The following is a 20,968-nucleotide window of genomic DNA, read 5'->3' as shown; positions in this document are numbered from 1 at the left end:
CGGAGCTCAGCCCCACAGCATCATGCGCAGGGGCATCCAAAGGCCCATGCCGATCATCACGAGGTTCTCGGTCAGCGACACGAAGCCCAAAGGCACGTTCGAGCCGCCGCCGGCGCAGGCGCATTTGAGTTCGCGCTTCTGCACATAGACCGCATAGAAGACCGACACGGCGCCGATCGTCCCGATGATCAGCGCGATCGGCGCCGACAGCCAGGTGAGGGTGCCGGCGATCATCAGCACGCCGGCCAGCGTCTCGCCGAACGGGTAGATCTTGCTGTAGCGCACCCATCGCTTCGCCAGGAGGTCGTAGTTCAGGAACATGGTCGAGAAGCTTTCGACGTCCTGCAGCTTCTGGATGCCGAGCAGGCACATGGAGATGGCGAAGAACCACTCGATCGCCCGCACGGTGAAGATCGTTTCATAGGCGGCGAAGGAGACCGCCAGCGCCATCAGGAAGGCGACCGAGAAGATGGCGATCACCGGCTGGTAGGTGGTCTCGTCCTCAGACTGGACCGACTTGCCGAAATGTTCGCGCAGGTCCGTGTAGCCGCCGACGCGCTCGCCGCCGATGAAGGCCTGCGGCGTCGTCTCGACGCCATGCTTCGCCTTGAAGGCGTCGGTCTCCTCGCGGGTGGTCAGCCAGTTGTCGTCGACCGCGAACCCTTCGCGCTCGAGAAGGTCCTTCGACTTCAGCCCGTAGGGGCAGACATGCTCCTCCATGACCATCCGGTAGAGGACGGCCGACGAATTGCTGTCGTTCGCTGCGGCGTTGCTCATGCTCCATCGTCCTTCCTGCGGCGTCCCGCGCGCCACCTTGCCGTTGCCTCTTGGCCAAGGAGTTGCGAGCGCAGAAGTTCCCGCAGGAACCGCGCGGGATGCCGGACCTGCCGGAATCTTGCCTGGGGCAGGGTGAAGAAATTTGGTGCCTGCGGTACCGGCCGTTCTTGCCGGCGGGCGGTCAGACGAATTCGCGGATCTGTTCCATGGCGATCGCGGTGGCGGCCGAGCGGTTCTCGACGCCGAGCTTGCGGAAAACCGTCTCCAGATGCTTGTTCACCGTCCGCACGCTCAGCTTGAGGATGTCGGCGATGTCCTGGTTCGACTTGCCGCGCGACAGCCACAGCAGCACCTCGGCCTCGCGCGGCGAGATCGGCAGTTTCGCATTGAGGGACGCGATCAGCGTCGCGTCGCTGGCGACCTGCGAGACCCGCAGCAGGAATTCGCCGTCCCCCGCCTCGCCCAGAAAGGCGAAGCTCAGGCCGGTGCCGATCTCCGTTGCGGTCGCGCGGCCTTCGCGCAGGCTGGCGAGGATGGTCTTCAGGACGCTCGCGGGGATCGGCCCCTCGGCGGCTTCCAGAATGTGGCGGCGGGCCCATGGCGTCGTCCAGAGAACCTCGCCCGACGCGTCGATGGCGAAGAGATGCCGGCCGGCGCTGTCGAGGGCGAGCCGGGCCGAGCGGGTCTTGCGGGCATTCGCCTGGTGGACGCGCATGCGGGCGAAGACCTGCTCGATGACGACAGGCTTGGTGACGTAGTCGACCCCGCCGGCCTCGAAGGCCTCGAGCACGTGCTCGGTCTCGCTGAGCCCGGTCATGAAGATCACCGGAATGTCGGCCAGACGGCTGTCGGCCTTGATCTGCCGGGTGGTCTCGAACCCGTCGGTGCCGGGCATGACGGCATCCATCAGGATGATGTCCGGGATCGCCCGGCGGGCAATGGCGAGTGCCCGCGACCCGCTGGCGGCCACGAGCACGGTCATGCCCTCGTCCTCCAGCGCGGTGCGCAACAGGCTGATCGTGTCGGGCGAATCGTCGACCACCAGGACGGTGGTGCGGTGGCCGCCGCGTTCCGCGTTCATCGCCCGCCTCCCGCCAGAAGCGTTTCGACGGCATCGAAATCCATCCGCTCGACGGCGAGGCGGAGCTGGGCGACGCCGGCCGCGGCGCCCGGGTCGCGGCGGGCGATCTCGTCCAGCTTGGCGTTGATCCCCCGCACATGGCCAATCTCCACCAGCGCCTGCAGGTCGCTACGGTCGATCTCCGCAAGGGCGCCGAAGTCGTCGACACCGTCGCTTTCGCCGGACACCGGAGCCGGTGCGACCGGCGCGTCGCCTGCCGGTTCGTCGTCATGCAGCCATTCGAGACCCAGCGTGCGGGCGATGGTGTCGAGCAGGGTGTCGATCACCAGCGGCTTGGACACCCAGTCGGCGATCGGTCCGGTGATCGACTGGGGCCGGGCGTCGGCCGACAGCATGACGATCCGGCTCGCGATCCCGTCCGCGGCAATGCGCTCGGCGACCTCCCAGCCGCTCTGGCCGGGCATGCTGACGTCGAGAATGACGAGGTCGGGCTCGGCGAGCCGGGCCATGCGCAGGCCGGTCTCGCCGCCATCGGCGGTCAGGACGGTAAAGCCGATCGGTGTCAGGATTTCCTCGACCAGCTGCCGGTGCACCGGCTCGTCGTCGACGACGAGCACGGTCCGGCGTTCGCCGCGATAGCCGGTGACCTCCCGGCGCTGGGCCACGACCCCGACGGGGGCGACGACGGTCGCCAGCATCAGCCGGACCGTGAAGGTGCTGCCGACACCGAGCGTCGAGGCCAGCCGGACGTCGCCGCCCAGGATCTCGGCGAGCAGCTTGGTGATGGTGAGGCCGAGCCCCATGCCGGGCACCGGCCGCGCGGCGCCGTCCTCGATGCGCTCGAAGGGCTCGAAAACGCGCTCGACATGTTCCTCGGCGATCCCCGGTCCGGTGTCGGAGATGGCGAATTCGGCGATCTGGCTGCGATAGCGCACCGTCAGGGTCACCTGGCCCTCGCGGGTGAACTTGATGGCGTTCGACAGGAGATTGATCAGGATCTGCCGGGTGCGCTTGGCGTCGCCGCGCACGATGTCCGGCAGGGCCCCCTCGACCCTGTAGACGAAGCCGATGCCGGCATTGCCGGCCTGCAGGCGGAACATCTCGACGATCTGCGACAGAAGCGGGCCGAGGGCGAATTCGTCGCGGTAGATCTCCAGCTTGCCGGCCTCGATGCGGGAAATGTCGAGCAGGCCGTCGATCAGCCCGGCCAGATGCTCGCCGCTGCGGCGGATCACCTTGACGCCCTCGCGGCGTTTTTCGGGGATGGCCGTATCCTTGTCGAGAATCTGGGCGAAGCCGAGCAGCGAATTGAGCGGCGTGCGCAATTCGTGGCTCATGCCGACGACGAAGCGGGTCTTGGCGAGGCTCGCGGCCTCGGCCTTTTCCTTGGCCCGCTGCAGCTCGGCGTCGGTGATGCGATGCGCCTCGATCTCGCGGGTCAGAAGCCCGGTCTGGTGCCGCGTCTCCTCGAGCGCGACGCGGCGGCTTTCATGGGCGAGGACGAAGACCCAGGAGGCGATGCCGATGAAGATGATCAGGATGACGAAGACCTGCGCCAGCACCATGGCCGCGGTGGACGGATCGGCCGAGCGGGTCAGGGTCGCCTGCAGGTAGATCAGCGACAGGGCGGCGGCGCTGAAGCCGATCAGGGTCAGGAAGATCGCCAGATAATGGCCGCGGGCGGAATCGGCGAAGGCGGCGAGGCGGGTGGAGACGTTGCGCGCCAGCCCGTCGACGATCTGTTCGCGGGCCCGGCTGCCGGTCTTGCACAGGTCGTTGCAGCGCGCGTCGAGCGTGCAGCAGAGCGAGCAGATCGGCCCGGCATAGGCCGGACAGGAGGCCATGTCCTCGCGCTCGAATTCGTGCTCGCAGATGCAGCAGGCCAGCGTCGGCAGACCGGCCCAGTCGTCGCGTGCCCTGCGGGCCAGATAATAGCGGCCGTCGGTGGCATAGGCGATGGCCGGAGCCGCGACGAAGGCGGCGATCAGCGTCACGAACACCGACAGGGCGGCCAGGAGCTCGCCGAACAGGCCCACATGGGCGAGGGCGCCAAGGATGATGCCGGTGCCCATGGCGCCGAAGCCGACCGGGTTGATGTCGTAGAGATGCGCCCGCTTGAACTCGATATGGGCCGGCGACAGGCCGAGCGGCTTGTTGACGACGAGATCGGCGACGAGGGGCGCAACCCAGGCGACGGCAAGGATCGCGTAGAGCGCCAGGATTTCCTCCAGCGCCTGCAGGATGCCCATCTCCATCAACAGGACCGCTATCGCGACGTTGAAGATCACCCAGACGACGCGGCCCGGATGGCTGTGGGTGAGCCGGGAGAAGAAGTTCGACCAGGCGATCGAGCCGGCATAGGCGTTGGTGACGTTGATCTTCATCTGGGCGATGACGACGAACAGGCCGGTGATCCACAGCGCCGCGGTCGCGTCCGGGATGATCGCCTCATAGGCGGTCAGATACATCACCGTGGGATGATGGGCCTCGGCGATCGACAGGCCCTGTCCGACCACGAAGACCGCCAGCATCGAGCCGGCGAGTATCTTCAGCGTGCCGACGACGATCCAGCCGGGGCCGCCGGCGATCAGCGCGGTCCACCATGCGGCGCTCCGGCCGGCCCGGCGCCGCGGCATGAAGCGCAGGAAGTCGACCTGTTCGCCGAGCTGCGCGGTCAAAGCGAAGAGGATCGCCGTCGCGCCGCCGAACAGCAGGATGTCGAAGCTGCCGTCGCCGCGGGTGCCGGTATAGGCTGCCCATTCGGCGTCGGGCAGGCCGCCGGCCAGCGCGAGGGCGACGAAGGGGGCGACGTTGAGCAGCACCCAGATCGGCTGGGTGATCGTCTGGAAGCGGCTGATCAGGGCGATGCCGTGGGTCACGATGGGGATGACGGCGACGGCGCAGACGATGTAGCCGGCCCATAGCGGCAGGCCGATGGTCATCTTCAGCGCCATCGCCATGATCGCCGCCTCGATGGCGAGGAAGATGAAGGTGAAGCTCGCATAGATCAGCGAGGTCACCGTCGAGCCGAGATAGCCGAAGCCGGCGCCGCGGGTCAGAAGGTCGATGTCGACGCCGTATTTGGCGGCGTAGAACGAGATCGGCAGGCCGGCCAGGAAGATCAGGATGGCGACGCAGGCGATGGCGGGCAGGGCGTTGGCGACGCCGTAGCTCAGCGTCACCGTGCCGCCGATGGCTTCCAGCGCGAGGAACGAGATGCCGCCCAGCGCCGTCATCGCGATCTGCATCGGCGTGAAGCGCCGGGCGCTCTTGGCGGTGAAGCGGAGGGCGTAGTCTTCCAGCGTCTCGTCGGCGACGAACTGGTTGTAGCTGCGGCGCACCCGGAGGATGCGCTGGGGCGCGCTGCGCGGGTCGTTCACGCCGCGTCCCGGGAGAGGCACAGACAGCCGTCCTGCATTCGCGTCCTCACATTGCCGCCTCGCCGTGTGGCGTGGTCGATGGATGACAGCGACCGCCGGCCCGCGGTCCCCGTTTCCGCACGCTGGAATCTGCCGCCCGTCCTGTCGCAAAGGCCCGTCCGCATGGCGGGATGATGGGGCCTGACGGTCAGCACCGGAATACGTCAATCTGCGTATTGTTGCTCTGCAGCATTCGTCGCGATGATCGCCCTGTCAACCGAGTGGTCAGTCCGGACCGCCGGGCTCATTCATCCAAAGACGGGGTTTCAGATGACAGACGCGACCAGAGGTGACGGCCTGCGCTCCAGGCTGCGACGCCAGCTTCTGCTGGGGACCGCGGCGGCGTTGACGCTTGCCGTGACCGGTGCGGGCGCCGCCTTCGCCCAGACGCCGCCGACCGAGGAGGTGAACACCACCGGCCTCGCGGTCACCGAGGACACCGTGAAGGTGGGCATCCTGCATTCGGTCACCGGTACCATGGCGATCTCGGAGACCGGCTCCGTCCAGGCCGAGAAGCTCGCCATCGAGCAGATCAACGCCATGGGCGGCGTCCTCGGCCGCAAGATCGAATACACCCAGGAAGACGGTGCCTCCGATTGGCCGACCTTCGCCGAGAAGGCCAAGAAGCTGCTCGTCGAGGACAAGGTCGCGGCAGTGTTCGGCTGCTGGACCTCGGCATCGCGCAAGGCGGTTCTGCCCGTGTTCGAGCAGTATAACGGCATGCTCTACTACCCGACCTTCTACGAGGGGCTCGAGGAGTCGCCCAATGTGATCTACACGGGTCAGGAAGCGACCCAGCAGATCCTGTCGGGCATCGACTGGGTGGTGAAGAACAAGGACGCCAAGAGCTTCTACCTGCTCGGCTCAGATTACATCTGGCCGCGCACCTCCAACAAGATCGCGCGCAAGCACATCGAGAAGCTCGGCCTGGAAGTCGTCGGCGAGGACTATTATCCGCTCGGCCACACCCAGTTCAACTCGGTCATCAACAAGATCAAGCTGAAGAAGCCGGACGTCATCTACGCCATCGTCGTCGGCGGCTCCAACGTCGCCTTCTACAAGCAGCTCAAGGCTGCCGGCATCGACATGACCAAGGAGGATCCGGTCCTCTTGACGATCTCGGTGACCGAGGACGAGATCCGCGGCATCGGCGGCGAGAACATCGAGGGCGCCTATGCCGCGATGAAGTATTTCGAGAGCCTGCCGAACGAGAACAACCAGAAGTTCGTCGCCGACTTCAAGAACATGTGGGGCGAGGACATCGTCATCGGCGACGTGACCCAGGCCGCCTATCTCGGCCCCTGGCTGTGGAAGGCCGCGGTCGAGAAGGCCGGCAGCTTCGACATCGACGCGGTGCGCGAGGCGTCCCCGGGCATCGAGCTGACCACCGCGCCGGAAGGCTATGTGCGCATCCACGAGAACCATCACCTCTGGTCCAAGACGCGCATCGGCCACGCCCAGGCCGACGGCCAGTACGAGGTGGTCTACGAGACCGAGGAGCTGATGGAGCCCGATCCGTTCCCGGAAGGCTACCAGTAAGCCGCAACGCTCCGGCGGGCCGTCCCTTGCGGACGGTCCGCCGATCGGCCGATCCGCCGGCCCTTGCCCGACCCAGCCGTTTTCCCGCCCGCGACACGTTCCGCTTCCCGCGACCCGTGCGCCGAGCCCCCTTCCGCCCAACAAGGAGCCCCGGATGTTTGCCGACTATTCCTGGAGCGAACTCGGATCGATCTTCGCCATGCAGGGCTTTGCCGGGCTGGTGCTGTTCTCGGTTCTGGTGCTCATGGCCCTCGGCCTCGCGATCATCTTCGGCCAGATGGGCGTCATCAACATGGCCCATGGCGAGTTCATGATCCTGGGCGCCTACGTGACCTACCTGGTCGCGGGCTTCTTCGAAGCGTTCCTGCCGGCCCTGGTGCCGATCTCCTTCTTCGTGGCGGTGGTGCTGGCGTTCTTCGCCTCCGGGGCCCTCGGCGTGGCGGTCGAGATGAGCCTGATCCGCTTTCTCTACAAGCGCCCGCTCGACACGCTGCTGGCCACCTGGGGCCTGTCGCTGATCCTGCAGCAGACCTACCGCACCATCTTCGGCGCGCGCGAGGTGGGCGTCACCCTGCCGAGCTGGATGATGGGCTCGCTGCCTCTGACCGACATCATCGAGATCCCGATCAACGGGCTCATCGTCATGGCGATCACGCTGCTCATCACGCTCGGCGTCTATCTCGTCATGTTCCGCTCGCGGCTTGGCGCGCAGACCCGCGCCGTTGTCCAGAACCGCACCATGGCGGGCGCCGTCGGCATCGACACCGAAAAGGTCGACCGGATGACCTTCGGGCTGGGCTGCGGCATCGCCGGCGTCGCCGGCAGCGCCTTCACCATGATCGGCTCGACCGGGCCGAGCGCCGGCCAGCTCTACATCGTCGACACCTTCCTGGTCGTCGTCTTCGGCGGCGCGGCAAGCCTCCTGGGCACCATCGCCTCGGCCTTCACCATCTCCCAGGCCCAGTCGACCATGGAATTCTTCCTGTCCGGGTCGATGGCCAAGGTGCTGACCCTCCTGACCGTCGTCGGCATCCTGATGCTGCGACCGCAGGGCCTGTTCACCCTCAAAGTCCGCCGGTGAGGATCAAACCATGACGAAGTTCCTGTCTTCCAACGGCCGATACGAGGCGATCGGCTTCCTCCTCCTCGCAGCCCTGCTGATCGTCGTGATCCCGGCGATGACCGACGCCTTCCGCCTCAACCTCGTCGGCAAGTACCTGACCTACGCCTTCGTCGCCGTCGGCCTCGTCCTGTGCTGGGGTTCGGCCGGCATTCTCAGCCTCGGGCAGGGCATCTTCTTCGGCCTCGGCGGCTACTGCATGGCCATGTTCCTGAAGCTGGAGGCCTCGACGCCGGAGGCGACGGCGATCCAGTCAACCCCGGGCATTCCGGACTTCATGGACTGGAACCAGCTGACCGAGCTGCCCTTCTTCTGGGAGCCGTTCCACTCCTTCGGCTTCACCCTTCTGGCGGTGGTGCTGGTGCCGGCGATCCTCGCCTTCGTCATCGGCTTTGCGATGTTCACCCGGCGGGTCGGCGGCGTCTATTTCGCCATCATCACCCAGGCCATCGCCGCGATCCTGACCATCCTGATCATCGGCCAGCAGGGCTATACGGGCGGCGTCAACGGCATCACCGACCTGCGCACCCTGCTTGGCTGGGACATCCGCACCGACGACGCCAAGACGATCCTCTATTTCGTCAATGCGCTCCTGCTGCTCGGTGCCATCGGCCTGTCGATGCTCGTGCGCAATTCCAAGCTCGGCCGCATCCTCGTCGCGCTGCGCGACAAGGAGGATCGGGTCCGCTTCTCCGGCTACGACGTCGCCGCCTTCAAGACCTTCGTGTTCTGCTTTGCCGCGGCGCTTGCCGGTGTCGGCGGGGCGATGTTCACCCTGCAGGTGGGCTTCATGTCGCCGACCTTCGTCGGCATCGTGCCGTCGATCGAGATGGTGATCTTCTGCGCCGTCGGCGGTCGCCTGTCGCTGATCGGCGCGGTCTACGGCACGCTTCTGGTCAACTGGGCCAAGACCTCCTTCTCCGAGAGCTTCCCGGAACTGTGGCTCTTCGCCATGGGCGCGCTGTTCATCGTCGTCGTCATGGCCTTCCCGAACGGCCTGGCCGGCATCTTCACCAGCCATGTGCGGCCGCTGATCGACCGGTTCCTGCGCCGCTCGCCCGCGCCGCTCGCCGACCGCCGAACGCCCGACGCCGCGGTCGCTCCCGCCGCCGCCGAATAAGGACCCGCGCCATGACGACACCCAAAGAGTTTCTCCTAGCCGTGGAAGGTCTCACCGTCTCCTTCGATGGCTTCAAGGCGGTGGACGATCTCTCCTTCTACGTCGATCCCGACGAGATCCGCGTCATCATCGGCCCGAACGGCGCCGGCAAGACGACGGCCCTCGACCTGATCTGCGGGCGCACCAAGGCGTCCTCCGGCTCGATCCGCTTTCGCGGGCAGGAGCTGACGAAGATGAAGGAGCATCAGATCGTCCATGCCGGCGTCGGGCGGAAATTCCAGAACCCGTCGATCTACGACGACCTGACGGTCTTCGAGAATCTGGAGATCTCCTTCCCGCGGGGACGCACGGTGTTCGGGGCGCTGGCGTCCAAGCGCGACGCGGAGGTGCGGGCCCGTGTGGAGGAGATCGCCGAGATGATCTTCCTCGCCGACCATCTGGACGATCGCGCCGAGTTCCTCAGCCACGGCCAGAAGCAGTGGCTGGAGATCGGCATGCTGCTGATCCAGGACCCCGAGCTTTTGATGCTCGACGAGCCCGTCGCCGGGATGAGCGTGTCGGAGCGGGTCAAGACCGCCGAACTCCTCAACCGCATCATCAAGGGCCGCTCGGTGATCGTCATCGAGCACGACATGAAGTTCGCCGAGGACATCGCGACGCGGGTCACCGTGCTGCACCAGGGCAAGGTCATCTCGGAGGGCGACATGGCCCATGTGAAGGCCGATCCCAAGGTCGTCGAAGTCTATCTCGGGCACTGAGGAGCACGCCGATGCTGAACATTTCCGACCTGCATGTCGCCTATGGCTCGAGCGAGGTGCTGCACGGCCTGACCTTCGACGTGGCGCCCGGCGAGATCGTCGCCGTCATGGGCCGCAACGGCATGGGCAAGACGACGCTGATGAAGTCGCTGATGGGGATCGTGCCCCAGTCCTCCGGCGCCGTGATGGTGGACGGTGCCGACATGTCGGGCGCGAAGAGCCACCAGCGGGTGAAGGGCGGTCTTGGCTACGTTCCGCAAGGGCGTATGATCTTTTCCACCATGACGGTGCGCGAGAACATCGAGACCGGCCTGACGGTGACCGGCGAAAGCCAGGTGCCGGAGGACATCTACGAGCTGTTTCCGGTGCTGCTGGAAATGAAGGGCCGGCGCGGCGGCAATCTGTCGGGCGGCCAGCAGCAGCAGCTGGCGATCGCCCGCGCGCTCGCCTCGCGGCCCAAAGTCCTGCTCCTCGACGAGCCGACCGAAGGCATCCAGCCCTCGATCATCCGCGAAATGGGCCGCACGCTGAAGCGTATCCGCGACGAGAAGGGCCTGTCCATCGTCGTCTCCGAACAGGTCCTGTCCTTCGCCCTCGACATCGCCGACCGGGTGCTGGTGCTGGAGAACGGCGACCTTGTCCATGACGAGCCGGTGGACGGCGCCGACGAGGCGCGCATCGCGAAATATCTGTCGGTCTGACCGGCAACCATTCCCGAAGCCGAAACGAAGGAGCGCAACGGCATGACCGACACCCTGATCAAGGTCGATTTGACCCAGTCGCCGCATGACAACGAGATGGTCCACAATCGCTGGCATCCCGACATCCCGATGGCCTGCTGGGTCAATCCGGGCGACGACTTCAAGGTCGAGACCCATGACTGGACCGGCGGCCAGATCAAGAATGACGACGACGCCTCCGACGTGCGCGATGTCGAGCTCGAGCAGGTGCATTACCTGTCCGGCCCGATCGGGGTGAAGGGTGCCGAGCCCGGCGATCTCCTCGTCGTCGACATCCTCGACATCGGCGCCTTCGAGGAGAGCCTGTGGGGCTTCAACGGCTTCTTCTCCAAGCAGAATGGCGGCGGCTTCCTGACCGAGCACTACCCGCTGGCCCAGAAGTCGATCTGGGATTTCGAGGGCATGTTCACCAAGTCGCGCCACGTGCCGGGCGTGCGCTATGCCGGCCTCATTCATCCGGGCCTGATCGGCTGCCTGCCGGACCGGGCGATGCTGGACGACTGGAACACCCGCGAGAAGGCGCTGTTCGACACCGATCCGGACCGTGTGCCGACCCTGGCGGCTTTGCCGAACACCCAGTCGGCCCATATGGGCAAGCTGACGGGCGAGGCGAAGGCGAAGGCGGCGGCGGAGGGCGCGCGCACCGTGCCGCCGCGCGAGCATGGCGGCAATTGTGACATCAAGGATCTGTCGCGCGGCTCGAAGGTCTATTTCCCGGTCTATGTCGATGGGGCCGGGCTCTCCATGGGCGATCTCCACTTCAGCCAGGGCGACGGCGAGATCACCTTCTGCGGCGCCATCGAGATGGCCGGCTGGCTGCACATCAAGGTCAGCCTGATCAAGGGCGGCATGAAGAAATACGGGGTCAAGAACCCGATCTTCCGGCCCTCGCCGATCACGCCGAAATACGACGACTATCTCATCTTCGAGGGCATCTCCGTCGACGAGGCCGGCAAACAGCATTATCTCGACGTCCACATCGCCTATCGCCAGGCCTGCCTCAACGCGATCGAATATCTGAAGAAGTTCGGCTATTCGGGCGCCCAGGCCTATTCGATCCTCGGCACCGCGCCGGTCCAGGGTCACATCTCCGGCGTCGTCGACGTGCCGAATGCCTGCGCCACCCTGTGGCTGCCGACGGACATCTTCGAGTTCGACATCATGCCGGGCAATGACGGGCCGACGAAGTTCCTCGACGGCTCGATCGACATGCCCATCGCGCAGGACCTGTAAGGCGATGCCCTTCTACGACTATGATTGTGCCGATTGCGGTACCTTCACCAGCCTGCGCCCCATGGCGCAGGCTGGTGAGCCCTGCGATTGCCCGTCCTGCGGCGACAGCGCCCGCCGGGTGATCCTCTCGGCGCCGCGGCTGTCGACCATGGATGCCGGCCGCCGCACCGCCTTCGCCACCAACGAACGCAGCGCCAACGCGCCGCGCTCGGGCGGCAAGAAGCACGGCGCCGGCTGCTCCTGCTGCGCGGCGCCCGGCGGCCGGGCGAAAGCCGGTGCGACGCTGACCATGCCGACCGGCGCCAAGACCTTTCCCGCCAAGCGGCCGTGGATGATCAGCCACTGACGGCAGACGGGTAAGGGGACAGGTTCGAGGGGGGAAGCGGTATCGCGGGGCGCGTCATGCGCGCTGCGATACCGTCCTTCGCTCGGCCTAGCCGTGCTTGATCGAGATCGTCTTCAGGCGGGAGAAGCCGTAGAGGGCCTCGAACCCCTTTTCGCGGCCGTGGCCGGATTTGCCGACACCGCCGAAGGGCAGTTCGACGCCGCCGCCGGCGCCGTAATTGTTGATGAAGACCTGCCCGACATGCAGCTTGCGGGCAAGCCGCATCTGGCGGGCGCCGTTCTCGGTCCACACGCCCGCAACGAGGCCGTAATCGGTGCCGTTGGCGATGCGGATGGCGTCGGCCTCGTCCTCGAACGGGATCAGCACCTGCACCGGGCCGAAGATCTCCTCCTGGGCGAGCCTGTGGTCGGGATCGACGTCGGCGAAGAGGATCGGCGCGACGTAGTGGCCGTCGGCCGGGGCATCGGCGTGGATCGTGCCCTCGCCGGCAATGGTCAGCTCGGCCTTGCCCTGGGCGATATAGCCCGCGACGATCGCCTTCTGCTTGCCCGAGACCAGCGGTCCGAGATCGTGGTCGGCCGATGCGGGGCCGACGACGAGGCCGGCATAGACCTCGGCCATGCGACGTTTCACCTCGTCATAGATGCCGCGCTGCACCAGCACGCGCGAGGCGGCCGAGCAGGTCTGGCCGGCGGCCTGGACGCAGGCGCCGACGAGGGTCGGCAGGGCCGCGTCGAGATCGCAATCGTCGAAGACGATGTGCGGCGACTTGCCGCCGAGCTCCAGCGTCACCGGAATGACGTTCTCGCTGGCGGCGGCCTGGATGCGCCGGCCGGTGCCGACCGAGCCGGTGAAGGAGACATGGTGGACGCGCGGATGCGCCGACAGCGCCGCGCCGACCTCGTGGCCATAGCCGGTGACGATGTTGAGGACGCCGGCGGGCAGGCCCGCTTCCTCGGCCAGCGCCGCGACGGCCAGCGCGCTGAGCGAGGCGTCCTCGGCCGGCTTCAGGACGCAGGCATTGCCCATGGCGAGCGCCGCGCCGACCGAGCGGCCCATGATCTGCATGGGGTAGTTCCAGGGAATGATGTGGGCGGTGACGCCGTGCGGCTCGCGCAGGGTCAGGACCGTCGTGCCTTGCTGATAGGGGATGGTCTCGCCGGTGATCTTGTCGGCGGCGCCGCCGTAGAACTCGAAATAGCGGGCAAGCGCCACGGCGTCGTTGCGGGCCTGGCCGAGCGGCTTGCCGACATCGCTCGATTCCAGATGCGCCAGCGTCTCGGCGCGTTCGGTGACGAGGCGGGACAGACGCACCAGGATACGGCCGCGCTCGGTCGCGGTCATGGCGCCCCATTCGCCGTCGAGCGCCGCTTCCGCCGCCGCGACCGCGGCCTCGACATCGGCGGCCGTGCCCGCGGCGATCTGGCCGATGTTCTCGCCGGTCGAGGGGTTCTCGACGGCGATGGTCCGGCCGCCGGCGCCGGGGCGCCATTCACCGCCGATCAAGAGCTTCGTCGGATCGAACCAGAGACCGGACTGGATTGTCATGTGATGTTCCTCCCAGGAAAATGCCCGCGCATGCGGCGCGGTGGGCGCGCCGGGACGATCCGCCGGCGGCCGGTGTCGTTCAGACGGCGTGTCGGACGTGCGGTTCGAGCCGCTCGCGGGCGGCTTCGAGATGGGCCAGCATGGCGGCTTCGGCCCGCGGCGGGTCGCGGTCGATGATCGCCTCGAGGATCCCGACATGCTCCTCGATGACGGCGTGGCCGACATTGGCGTGATAGCGCAGCCGGAAGATGTGCATCTGGGTGAACAGCCGACCCAGCGTCTCGGCAATGAGGTCGTTGCCGCAGGCCTCGGCGATGGCGGTGTGGAAGCGACTGTCGAGAACCACGAGCCGGGCGCAATGGGCGTCGATGTCCTCGCGCGACAGCGCCTGCATCTCGGCGGCGATCTCCTTCAGCACGGCAAGCTGGCCGGGCGTGGCATGTTCGGCGGCGCGCGCGGCGCTGCGCGGCTCGACCAGGGCGCGCATCTCGAAGATGCTCTCGAGCCGGGCGACGGAGGGCAGCGGCGCGACCGAGTAGCCGGTCAGATGCTTCTTGACGACGAGACCTTCGGCTTCCAGCCGGATCAGGGCGGCGCGGGTCGGGGTCTGGGAGACGCCGAAGCGGCGGGCCAGCTTGTCGACGGAGAGGCGTTCGCCGGGCGGGATCTTCAGGCCGATCAGGTCGTCGACCAGCCGCTCGTAGACCGCGTCGCCGAGCGACGGACCCTGCACGATCAGGTCGTCCGTGGACGCGGTCCAGTCCCCCATGCGATCTCCGCGAAAGGCGGTGTTGCGGTCGGCCACAGCCCGTCCTTGACCAATGCCATTCAGTCTCATACGGATATCGTATCGGATATCTGGTGTAAACATCATCGGATTTGAGGTTGCCGACGCAGGAGGATGCGGGCAATTTCAACCAAGACGGTCCGAACCGAATGGGAGGAATACGCATGACCCTGAGAGGCATTCTCGCCGGCGCCCTTCTGGCGACCAGCGCCCTGACCGCGACGTCGCTTTCGGCCAAGGAAATGAACTTCGCCATCGTGACGCCGCCGGACGGTCACTACGGCCAGGGCGCCAAGGCCTTCGCCGAAAAGATGAACGAGCTCTCCGAAGGCGAGATCACCATCAACGTCAAGGCCGGCGGTTCGCTGGGCGGCGAGCGCGAGCTCCTGGAAGGCGAGCAGATCGGCACGATCGAGCTGGCCATGACCTCGACCGGTCCGGTCGGCAGCTTCGTGCCGGAGATCTACGCCCTCGACTTCCCGTTCCTGTTCAACGACTACGCCAGCGCCCACGAGATTCTCGACGGCGAGATCGGCGACGAGCTCCTGGCCAAGTTCGAGGACAAGGGCATGATCGGCCTTGCCTGGTCGGAGAACGGCTTCCGCCACATCACCAATTCGGTGAAGCCGGTGCAGACGCCCGCGGACGTTGCGGGCCTGAAGCTGCGGACCATGGAAAACCAGGTCCATATCGACGCCTTCAAGGAACTCGGCGCATCGCCGACCCCGATGAGCTGGACCGAGGTGCTGACCTCGCTGCAGCAGGGCACGATCGACGGCCAGGAGAACCCGATCCCGATCATCGTCTCCAACAATATGTGGGACATGCAGAAATACGTGACGCTGACCGGCCACGTCTATTCGCCGGCGGTCATCACCATGTCGAAGATCCACTGGGACCAGCTCTCCGAAGAAGAGCAGGGCTGGATCCGCGAAGCCGCCAAGGCCGGCGTCGAGGCGACCCGCGCGGTCGTCGCCGAGACCGAGAAGAACGGTGTCGCCACCATGCGCGAGAACGGCATGGAAGTGATCGAGGATGTCGACAAGAAGGCGTTCCAGGATGCGGTCCAGCCGACCTATGACCGCTACGGCAAGGAATATGGCGAGGCCATGATCCAGCGGATTCGCGACGCCCAGAAGTAAGCCACTCGACAAATCGCGGGGCCGGACCGTCCGGCCCAGCGCCGCCCGGCTGCGGTTCGCGGCCACCGCCCGCGCGCGGCTTCGATCGAGGCCGCGCGTCTCGTCCTCCAGCTCTCGAAGGTGCCGTCCATGCGCAAGGCCGTCCTGACCGCCGCCGAGAAGCTGACCGTTCTCACACATAATCTCTCCGCCCTCCTGCTGGCGCTGGCGACGGCGCTGGTGTTCTGGCAGGTGGTGACGCGCTTCGTTCTCGGCGATGCCGCGGCGTGGTCGGAGGTGCTGGCCCGCGGCGTGGTGATCTGGATGGTGTTTCTCGTCGCCGGCGCCGGCTTCCGGCTGAGCGCGATGATCCCGCTGGAATTCGTGCGCAGCGTCCTGCCCGACCGCATGCAGCGCAGCGTCTCCTTCATCGTCCTTCTCGGCATCCTCGCCTTTCTCGGGGTGCTGACCTGGTTCGGCGTCTTGATGACGATCCGCGTCTCGACCCAGCAGGTGGCGATGCTCAACATCCCGATCTCCTGGCTCTATGCCGCGATCCCGGTCGGCGCGGTGCTGGCGATACCGGGCGCCATCCTCGAATTCCTGCGCCCGATCGAGCCGTCGCGGGCCGAGCATGACGTCCAGCGCGACCGGGAGTCCTTCGAATGAACGCCGCCCTCGTCGCTGCTCTCCTCGTATTCTTCTCGCTGTCGATCCCGGTCGCCGTCGCGATCGGCCTTGCCGCGATCGTCGGTGTCGCCTTCTTCTCGCCGCTGCCGCTGCTGGTGGTGCCGCAGAAGATCTTCACCTCCATCGACAGCTTCCCGCTGCTGGCGGTGCCGTTCTTCATCCTGGCCGGCAATCTGATGACCCATGGCGGTGTCTCGCGCCGGCTGGTGGATTTTGCCAAGTCGCTGGTGGGCGGCGTGCAGGGCGGGCTGGCGTCGACCTGCGTCGTCACCTGCATGATCTTCGCAGCGATCTCCGGCTCGTCCGTTGCCACCACCTTCGCCATTGGCGCGATCCTCGTGCCGGCCATGGCGCGGCACAAATATCCGCTGCCCATGGCCGCGACGATCCAGGCGACCTCGGCCGAACTCGGCGTGATCATTCCGCCCTCGGTGCCGATGATCATCTTCGGCGTCTCCACCGAGACCTCGGTGACCAAGCTGTTCATCGCCGGCATCGGGCCGGGCGTGCTCATCGCCGGCGCGCTGATCGTGATGACCCAGGTCTGGTGCCGGCTGAAGGGCATCGGCAAGGAGGACGGCGACGACGCGCTGCCCATCGTCAAGAGCACGATCGACGCCTTCTGGGCGCTGATGCTGCCGGTGATCATCCTCGGTGGCATCTATGGCGGCATCTTCACGCCGACCGAGGCGGCGGCCGTCTCTGCGGTCTATGCGCTGGTCGTCGGCCTGTTCGTCTACCGGGAGATGAGCTTCTCCGACCTGCCGCGGATCTTCCGGGCATCGGCCGTGGCGACCGGGGCAATCATGCTGATCATCGCCACGGCGGGACTGTTCTCCTTCCTCGTCAGCCTGTCGGGTCTGCCCAATGTCATCGGCAGCTGGGCGGAAGCGACCTTCGGCGGGGCGGTGGGCTTCCTGCTCTTCGTCAACGTGCTGCTGCTCCTGGTCGGCATGTTCGTGGAGACCTCGGCGGCGATCCTCGTCCTGGCGCCGATCCTGACGCCCATCGCCATCGGCTTCGGCGTCGATCCGGTCCATTTCGGCATCATCGTCATCGTCAATCTGGCGCTCGGCATGGTGACGCCACCGCTTGGCGTGAACCTCTTCGCCGCCGCCGCCGTGGCCCGCATCCCGGTGCAGAGCATGTTCCGCTCGCTCATCGTGCCGGTGCTCGTGGTGTTCGGCGCGCTTCTCCTGATCACCTTCGTGCCGGCGATCTCGCTGTGGCCGGCGGCGCATCTGTGAGCCGGCAGGCCGGCGCAATCCTTTCAGCCAGACCAGGGACTTCCGCATGAGTGCAGTGACGCCGTACCGCATCGCGACCATCGAGGGCGACGGGATCGGCCCCGAGGTGACGCAGGGCGCCATGCGGGTGCTGACGGAAGCCTGCGGCGCGGGCGTCCTCGACTTCGTCATGCTGGAAGGCGGCGCCGGCTCGCATGTGGCGACCGGCGAGGTGCTGCCGGCCGAGACGGCCGAGGCCTGCCGGACGCATCACGCGATCCTGCACGGCGCCGCCGGCCTGCCGGGCGTCGTCTATCCGGACGGCACCGAGGTCGGCAACGAACTGCATCTGAAGCTGCGCTTCGCGCTCGATCTCTACGCCAATGTGCGGCCGATCAAGCTTCTGAAGGGTGTCGCCTCGCCGCTGCGCGCTTATGAGGGCGGCGGCATCGACTATGTCATCGTGCGCGAGAACACCGAGGGGCTCTATGCCAGCCGCGGCGCTGGCGTGGTGCTGCGCGGCGAGATGGCCTCCGACAGCCTCGTCATCACCCGCAAGGGCACCGAGCGCGTCGCTCGCTTCGCCTTCGAGCTGGCCCGGCAGCGCAAGGGCGCGCTGCGTGACGGCAAGCGTCGCGTCACGGTCTGCGACAAGGCCAACATCCTGCGCAGCTACGCCTTCTTCCGCGGGATCTGCGACGAAGTGCACGGCGACTATCCCGATGTCGAGATCGACTACGCCTATGCCGACGCGATCACCGTGCATCTCCTGAAGCGGCCGGATTTCTACGACGTGATCGTCGCCGAGAACATGTTCGGCGACATCATCTCCGACCTCGGCGCCGCCACCGTCGGCGGCATGGGCATTTCGCCCTCGGGCGAGATCGGCGACAGCCACGGCCTGTTCCAGGGCGCCCACGGCTCGGCGCCGGACATTGCCGGCCAGGATCTGGCAAGCCCGGTGGCGGCGATCCTGTCGGGCGCGATGATGCTGCGCTGGCTGGCGGACAAGCACGACGACGCCGCGCTCGCCACGGCGGCCGGACGCGTCGAGGCGGCGGTCGACCGGACGCTGGAGGCGGGCGACTTCGTGCCCACCGATCTCGGCGGACGCGCACGCTGCAGCGAGATGACCGACGCCATCCTGCGGGCGATGGCCTGACCCTTTCTCACAAGAGGACAAGTGCATGACGAAGCAGACGGTCGGCGTGATCGGCGTCGGGATGATGGGCCACGGCATCGCCCGCAACATCCAGAAGAAGGGTTGGCCGCTCGCCTATCTCGACCATCCCGGCAACCAGCCGAGCGATGATCTCGATGCGGATGGGGCAAGGCGCTTCGATGACGCCTCGGCGCTGGCGGCGGCGTGCGACGTCCTCATCCTGTGCGTCACCGGCAGCCCGCAGATCGAGGCGCTGCTGCTGGGGCCTGACAGCGTCACCGCCGCGCTGCAGCCGGGCACCATCGTGGTCGATTGCTCGACCGGCATTCCCAGCGCCACCATGAAGGCCGCCGAAGCGGTGAAGGCGGTCGGCTGCGACTTCGTCGATGCGGCCATGACCCGCACGCCGAAGGAGGCCGAGGAGGGCCGGCTCAACCTGTTGATCGGCGGTGACGCGGCGACGGTCGAGGCGCTGACACCGCTGTTCGAGGCGTTTTCGGAGAACCGCTTTCATGCCGGCGGCATCGGCCGGGGCCAGACGCTGAAGCTGCTGCACAATTTCGTCTCGCTGGGCAGCGTCACGCTGATCGCCGAGGCGGCGGCCTGCGCCGCCGAGAACGACATCGCGCCGGAGGTGCTGGTGGACTGCCTGCGGCGCGGAGGCGGCTACGGCGCCGGTCTCGACCGCACCGCCCCCTATATCCTCGATGGCGATGTCACCCCAATGCGCTTTTCCAATGCGAACGCCCGCAAGGACCTGACCTATTACAGCCAGCTCGTCGAGGAGACCGGCACGTCCCGCAAGGTCGCCGAAGGCGTGCGCGGCGCGCTGGACTGGCTGGTCGAGACCGGCCATGGCGACGAGATGATGCCCACCGCCTGCACGACGTTCCGCAAGAAGGACGCTTGATCGCCTGACCCGGACGGCCGCCTCCAAAGCAGAGGCGGCCGTCCGAAGCCTTGATCAGCCCATCGTCGCCAGGGTCGCCTCGGCGAAGGCGGCGACGCTCAGGAGTTGTCGGTCCCGGCTCCACGGCGCGACGAGCTGGATGCCGAGCGGCAGGCCGTTGGGCCCGAAGCCCGCGGGCAGGCTGATCGCCGGGGCTCCGATGAAGGTCCAGGGCGCGCAGAGCGCCGGATCGCCGGTGTTGTCGAGCCCCTCCGGCGCTTCGCCGGTCGCCGGCACGGTGAGGATCGCGTCGTAGCCGGCAAAGTGCTCGGCCATCGCGCGGCGCAGATGCTTCTGGTTCTCCAGCGCGGCGACATAGGCCTTGGCGGAGATGCCGGCTCCGTCGGCAACCAGCGCCTTCAGATGGTCGCTGGTGCGATCGGGGAAGCGCTCGACGCGCTCCTCGTAGATATGCCGCCCCTCGACCCGCAGAACCGTCATGATGTCGTCGAGGGTCTGGGCGTAGAGCGCGTTCAGCGCCACCGGCTCGAGCATCGCGCCCGCCGCCGTCAGCGCTGCCGCTGCCCGGTCGCGCAGGGCGCGCTGATGCGGATCGACGCGGTCCCAGGCCGGTGGCTCGATGACGGCGATCCTGGGGCGTTCGGCCGCGACAGTCGCGCTGCCGGGCTCCGGTGCGGTGCCGGCCGGCAGGTCGCCATGCGGATCGGACGGGTCGGCGGCGGCGAACAGCCCATAGGCCCTGGCGATGGTGGCGACGTCGCGGGCGAACAGGCCGACATGGTCGAGCGACCAGGACAGCGGATGGACGCCGGTGCGCGGGATCGACCCATAGCTCGGCTTGTAGCCGACGACGCCGCAATAGGCGGCGGGGCGGATCACCGAGCCGATGGTCTGGGTGCCGAGCGCCAGAGGCACGATGCCGGCGGCAACGGCGGCGGCCGAGCCGCTCGACGAACCGCCGGGCGTGTGGCGCGAATTGTGCGGATTGACCGTCGCGCCAGGGCTGCGCCAGGCGAACTCCGTCGTGACCGTCTTGCCGAGGACCGTGCCGCCCAGCTCGCGGATGCGCGCGACGATCCAGGCGTCAGCGGCCGGAACATGCGCCGGGTCGATGCGCGAGCCGTAGCCGGTGGGCATGTCGGCGGTGTCGATGATGTCCTTGACGCCGACGGCGAGGCCGGCAAGCGGGCCGCTGGTGCCGGCGGCCGGCGCGGTGTCCGGCAGATGGGCGAAAGCGCGCAGGGCCGGATTGCTGCTGACGGCCATTTCGTAGGCGACCCCGACGGGGCCGAGCGTCGTGTCGCCCGCAGTGCCGATGCCGGCCGCGGTGGCGGTGATGTTTGCCATGGTCAGATCCCCCTCGAATGCGTCGCCGCGGGACGCTGGGCGCC

Annotated in this window: 18 protein-coding genes; 12 read left to right on the top strand and 6 right to left on the bottom strand. The window is 67.2% G+C overall.

Annotation, left to right across the window (positions count from 1 at the left end):
- Positions 1-6 precede the first annotated feature (6 nt).
- The 3 genes from J3367_RS13365 to J3367_RS13355 all read right to left on the bottom strand — a co-directional run bounded on the left by J3367_RS13365 (position 7) and on the right by J3367_RS13355 (position 5,238).
- Positions 7-777: a MauE/DoxX family redox-associated membrane protein gene (locus tag J3367_RS13365; RefSeq protein ID WP_060577004.1), complete on the bottom strand. Its 771-nt coding sequence runs from the start codon at positions 775-777 to the stop codon at positions 7-9.
- Between the two features lie 181 nt (positions 778-958).
- On the bottom strand, positions 959-1,858 hold the full coding sequence (locus tag J3367_RS13360) for a response regulator transcription factor (RefSeq protein ID WP_024352129.1): 900 nt from the start codon (positions 1,856-1,858) through the stop codon (positions 959-961).
- Positions 1,855-5,238, bottom strand: a complete 3,384-nt coding sequence (locus J3367_RS13355; protein ID WP_024352130.1) for an ATP-binding protein — start codon at positions 5,236-5,238, stop codon at positions 1,855-1,857. The genes J3367_RS13360 and J3367_RS13355 overlap by 4 nt, the downstream gene beginning before the upstream one ends.
- Before the next feature lie 309 nt (positions 5,239-5,547).
- On the opposite strand from J3367_RS13355, the gene urtA reads away from it, so the two are divergent.
- The 7 genes from urtA (at position 5,548) to J3367_RS13320 (ending at position 12,133) form a co-directional block, all read left to right on the top strand.
- Positions 5,548-6,816 carry an urea ABC transporter substrate-binding protein gene (gene urtA / locus J3367_RS13350; RefSeq protein WP_024352131.1) on the top strand — a complete coding sequence of 423 codons (1,269 nt, stop codon included), beginning with the start codon at positions 5,548-5,550 and terminating at the stop codon, positions 6,814-6,816.
- 154 nt (positions 6,817-6,970) lie between these two features.
- The gene (gene urtB / locus J3367_RS13345; protein ID WP_024352132.1) at positions 6,971-7,897 is read left to right on the top strand and encodes an urea ABC transporter permease subunit UrtB; all 927 of its coding nucleotides are present in this window, start codon (positions 6,971-6,973) and stop codon (positions 7,895-7,897) included.
- Positions 7,898-7,907: 10 nt separating this feature from the next.
- A complete protein-coding gene (gene urtC / locus J3367_RS13340) occupies positions 7,908-9,056 on the top strand; it encodes an urea ABC transporter permease subunit UrtC (RefSeq protein ID WP_024352133.1) in 1,149 nt (382 codons plus the stop codon).
- 11 nt (positions 9,057-9,067) lie between these two features.
- Positions 9,068-9,814 carry an urea ABC transporter ATP-binding protein UrtD gene (gene urtD / locus J3367_RS13335; RefSeq protein ID WP_024352134.1) on the top strand — a complete coding sequence of 249 codons (747 nt, stop codon included), beginning with the start codon at positions 9,068-9,070 and terminating at the stop codon, positions 9,812-9,814.
- Between the two features lie 11 nt (positions 9,815-9,825).
- The gene (urtE, locus tag J3367_RS13330; RefSeq protein WP_024352135.1) at positions 9,826-10,515 is read left to right on the top strand and encodes an urea ABC transporter ATP-binding subunit UrtE; all 690 of its coding nucleotides are present in this window, start codon (positions 9,826-9,828) and stop codon (positions 10,513-10,515) included.
- A 42-nt stretch (positions 10,516-10,557) separates the two neighbouring features.
- The gene (fmdA, locus tag J3367_RS13325; RefSeq protein ID WP_024352136.1) at positions 10,558-11,787 is read left to right on the top strand and encodes a formamidase; all 1,230 of its coding nucleotides are present in this window, start codon (positions 10,558-10,560) and stop codon (positions 11,785-11,787) included.
- Between the two features lie 4 nt (positions 11,788-11,791).
- A complete protein-coding gene (locus tag J3367_RS13320; RefSeq protein ID WP_009208021.1) occupies positions 11,792-12,133 on the top strand; it encodes an FmdB family zinc ribbon protein in 342 nt (113 codons plus the stop codon).
- Positions 12,134-12,220: 87 nt separating this feature from the next.
- On the opposite strand, the gene J3367_RS13315 is transcribed toward J3367_RS13320, so the two are convergent.
- Together J3367_RS13315 and J3367_RS13310 are read right to left on the bottom strand one after the other, a co-directional pair.
- Positions 12,221-13,681, bottom strand: coding sequence for an aldehyde dehydrogenase family protein (locus tag J3367_RS13315; RefSeq protein ID WP_024352137.1), 1,461 nt, complete (start codon positions 13,679-13,681; stop codon positions 12,221-12,223).
- A gap of 79 nt (positions 13,682-13,760) precedes the next feature.
- Positions 13,761-14,450, bottom strand: coding sequence for a GntR family transcriptional regulator (locus J3367_RS13310; protein WP_024352138.1), 690 nt, complete (start codon positions 14,448-14,450; stop codon positions 13,761-13,763).
- A 182-nt stretch (positions 14,451-14,632) separates the two neighbouring features.
- Here J3367_RS13310 and J3367_RS13305 point away from each other — a divergent pair, with 182 nt between their 5' ends.
- The 5 genes from J3367_RS13305 (at position 14,633) to J3367_RS13285 (ending at position 19,577) form a co-directional block, all read left to right on the top strand.
- Positions 14,633-15,610, top strand: a complete 978-nt coding sequence (locus J3367_RS13305; protein ID WP_029703759.1) for a TRAP transporter substrate-binding protein — start codon at positions 14,633-14,635, stop codon at positions 15,608-15,610.
- A 129-nt stretch (positions 15,611-15,739) separates the two neighbouring features.
- The gene (locus J3367_RS13300; protein ID WP_024352140.1) at positions 15,740-16,258 is read left to right on the top strand and encodes a TRAP transporter small permease; all 519 of its coding nucleotides are present in this window, start codon (positions 15,740-15,742) and stop codon (positions 16,256-16,258) included.
- Positions 16,255-17,526 carry a TRAP transporter large permease gene (locus J3367_RS13295; protein WP_024352141.1) on the top strand — a complete coding sequence of 424 codons (1,272 nt, stop codon included), beginning with the start codon at positions 16,255-16,257 and terminating at the stop codon, positions 17,524-17,526. Before J3367_RS13300 ends, J3367_RS13295 begins: the two co-directional genes overlap by 4 nt.
- A 46-nt stretch (positions 17,527-17,572) precedes the next feature.
- Positions 17,573-18,667: an isocitrate/isopropylmalate dehydrogenase family protein gene (locus J3367_RS13290; RefSeq protein ID WP_029703762.1), complete on the top strand. Its 1,095-nt coding sequence runs from the start codon at positions 17,573-17,575 to the stop codon at positions 18,665-18,667.
- Between the two features lie 25 nt (positions 18,668-18,692).
- Positions 18,693-19,577: an NAD(P)-dependent oxidoreductase gene (locus tag J3367_RS13285; RefSeq protein WP_024352143.1), complete on the top strand. Its 885-nt coding sequence runs from the start codon at positions 18,693-18,695 to the stop codon at positions 19,575-19,577.
- 54 nt (positions 19,578-19,631) lie between these two features.
- On the opposite strand, the gene J3367_RS13280 is transcribed toward J3367_RS13285, so the two are convergent.
- Positions 19,632-20,924, bottom strand: coding sequence for an amidase (locus tag J3367_RS13280; RefSeq protein ID WP_024352144.1), 1,293 nt, complete (start codon positions 20,922-20,924; stop codon positions 19,632-19,634).
- Between the last annotated feature and the right edge of the window lie 44 nt (positions 20,925-20,968).

Source organism: Aurantimonas sp. NFXS3 (assembly GCF_049132005.1).
Classification (GTDB): Bacteria; Pseudomonadota; Alphaproteobacteria; order Rhizobiales; family Rhizobiaceae; genus Aurantimonas; species Aurantimonas coralicida.
This window is presented reverse-complemented; position numbering and strand designations above follow the sequence as displayed.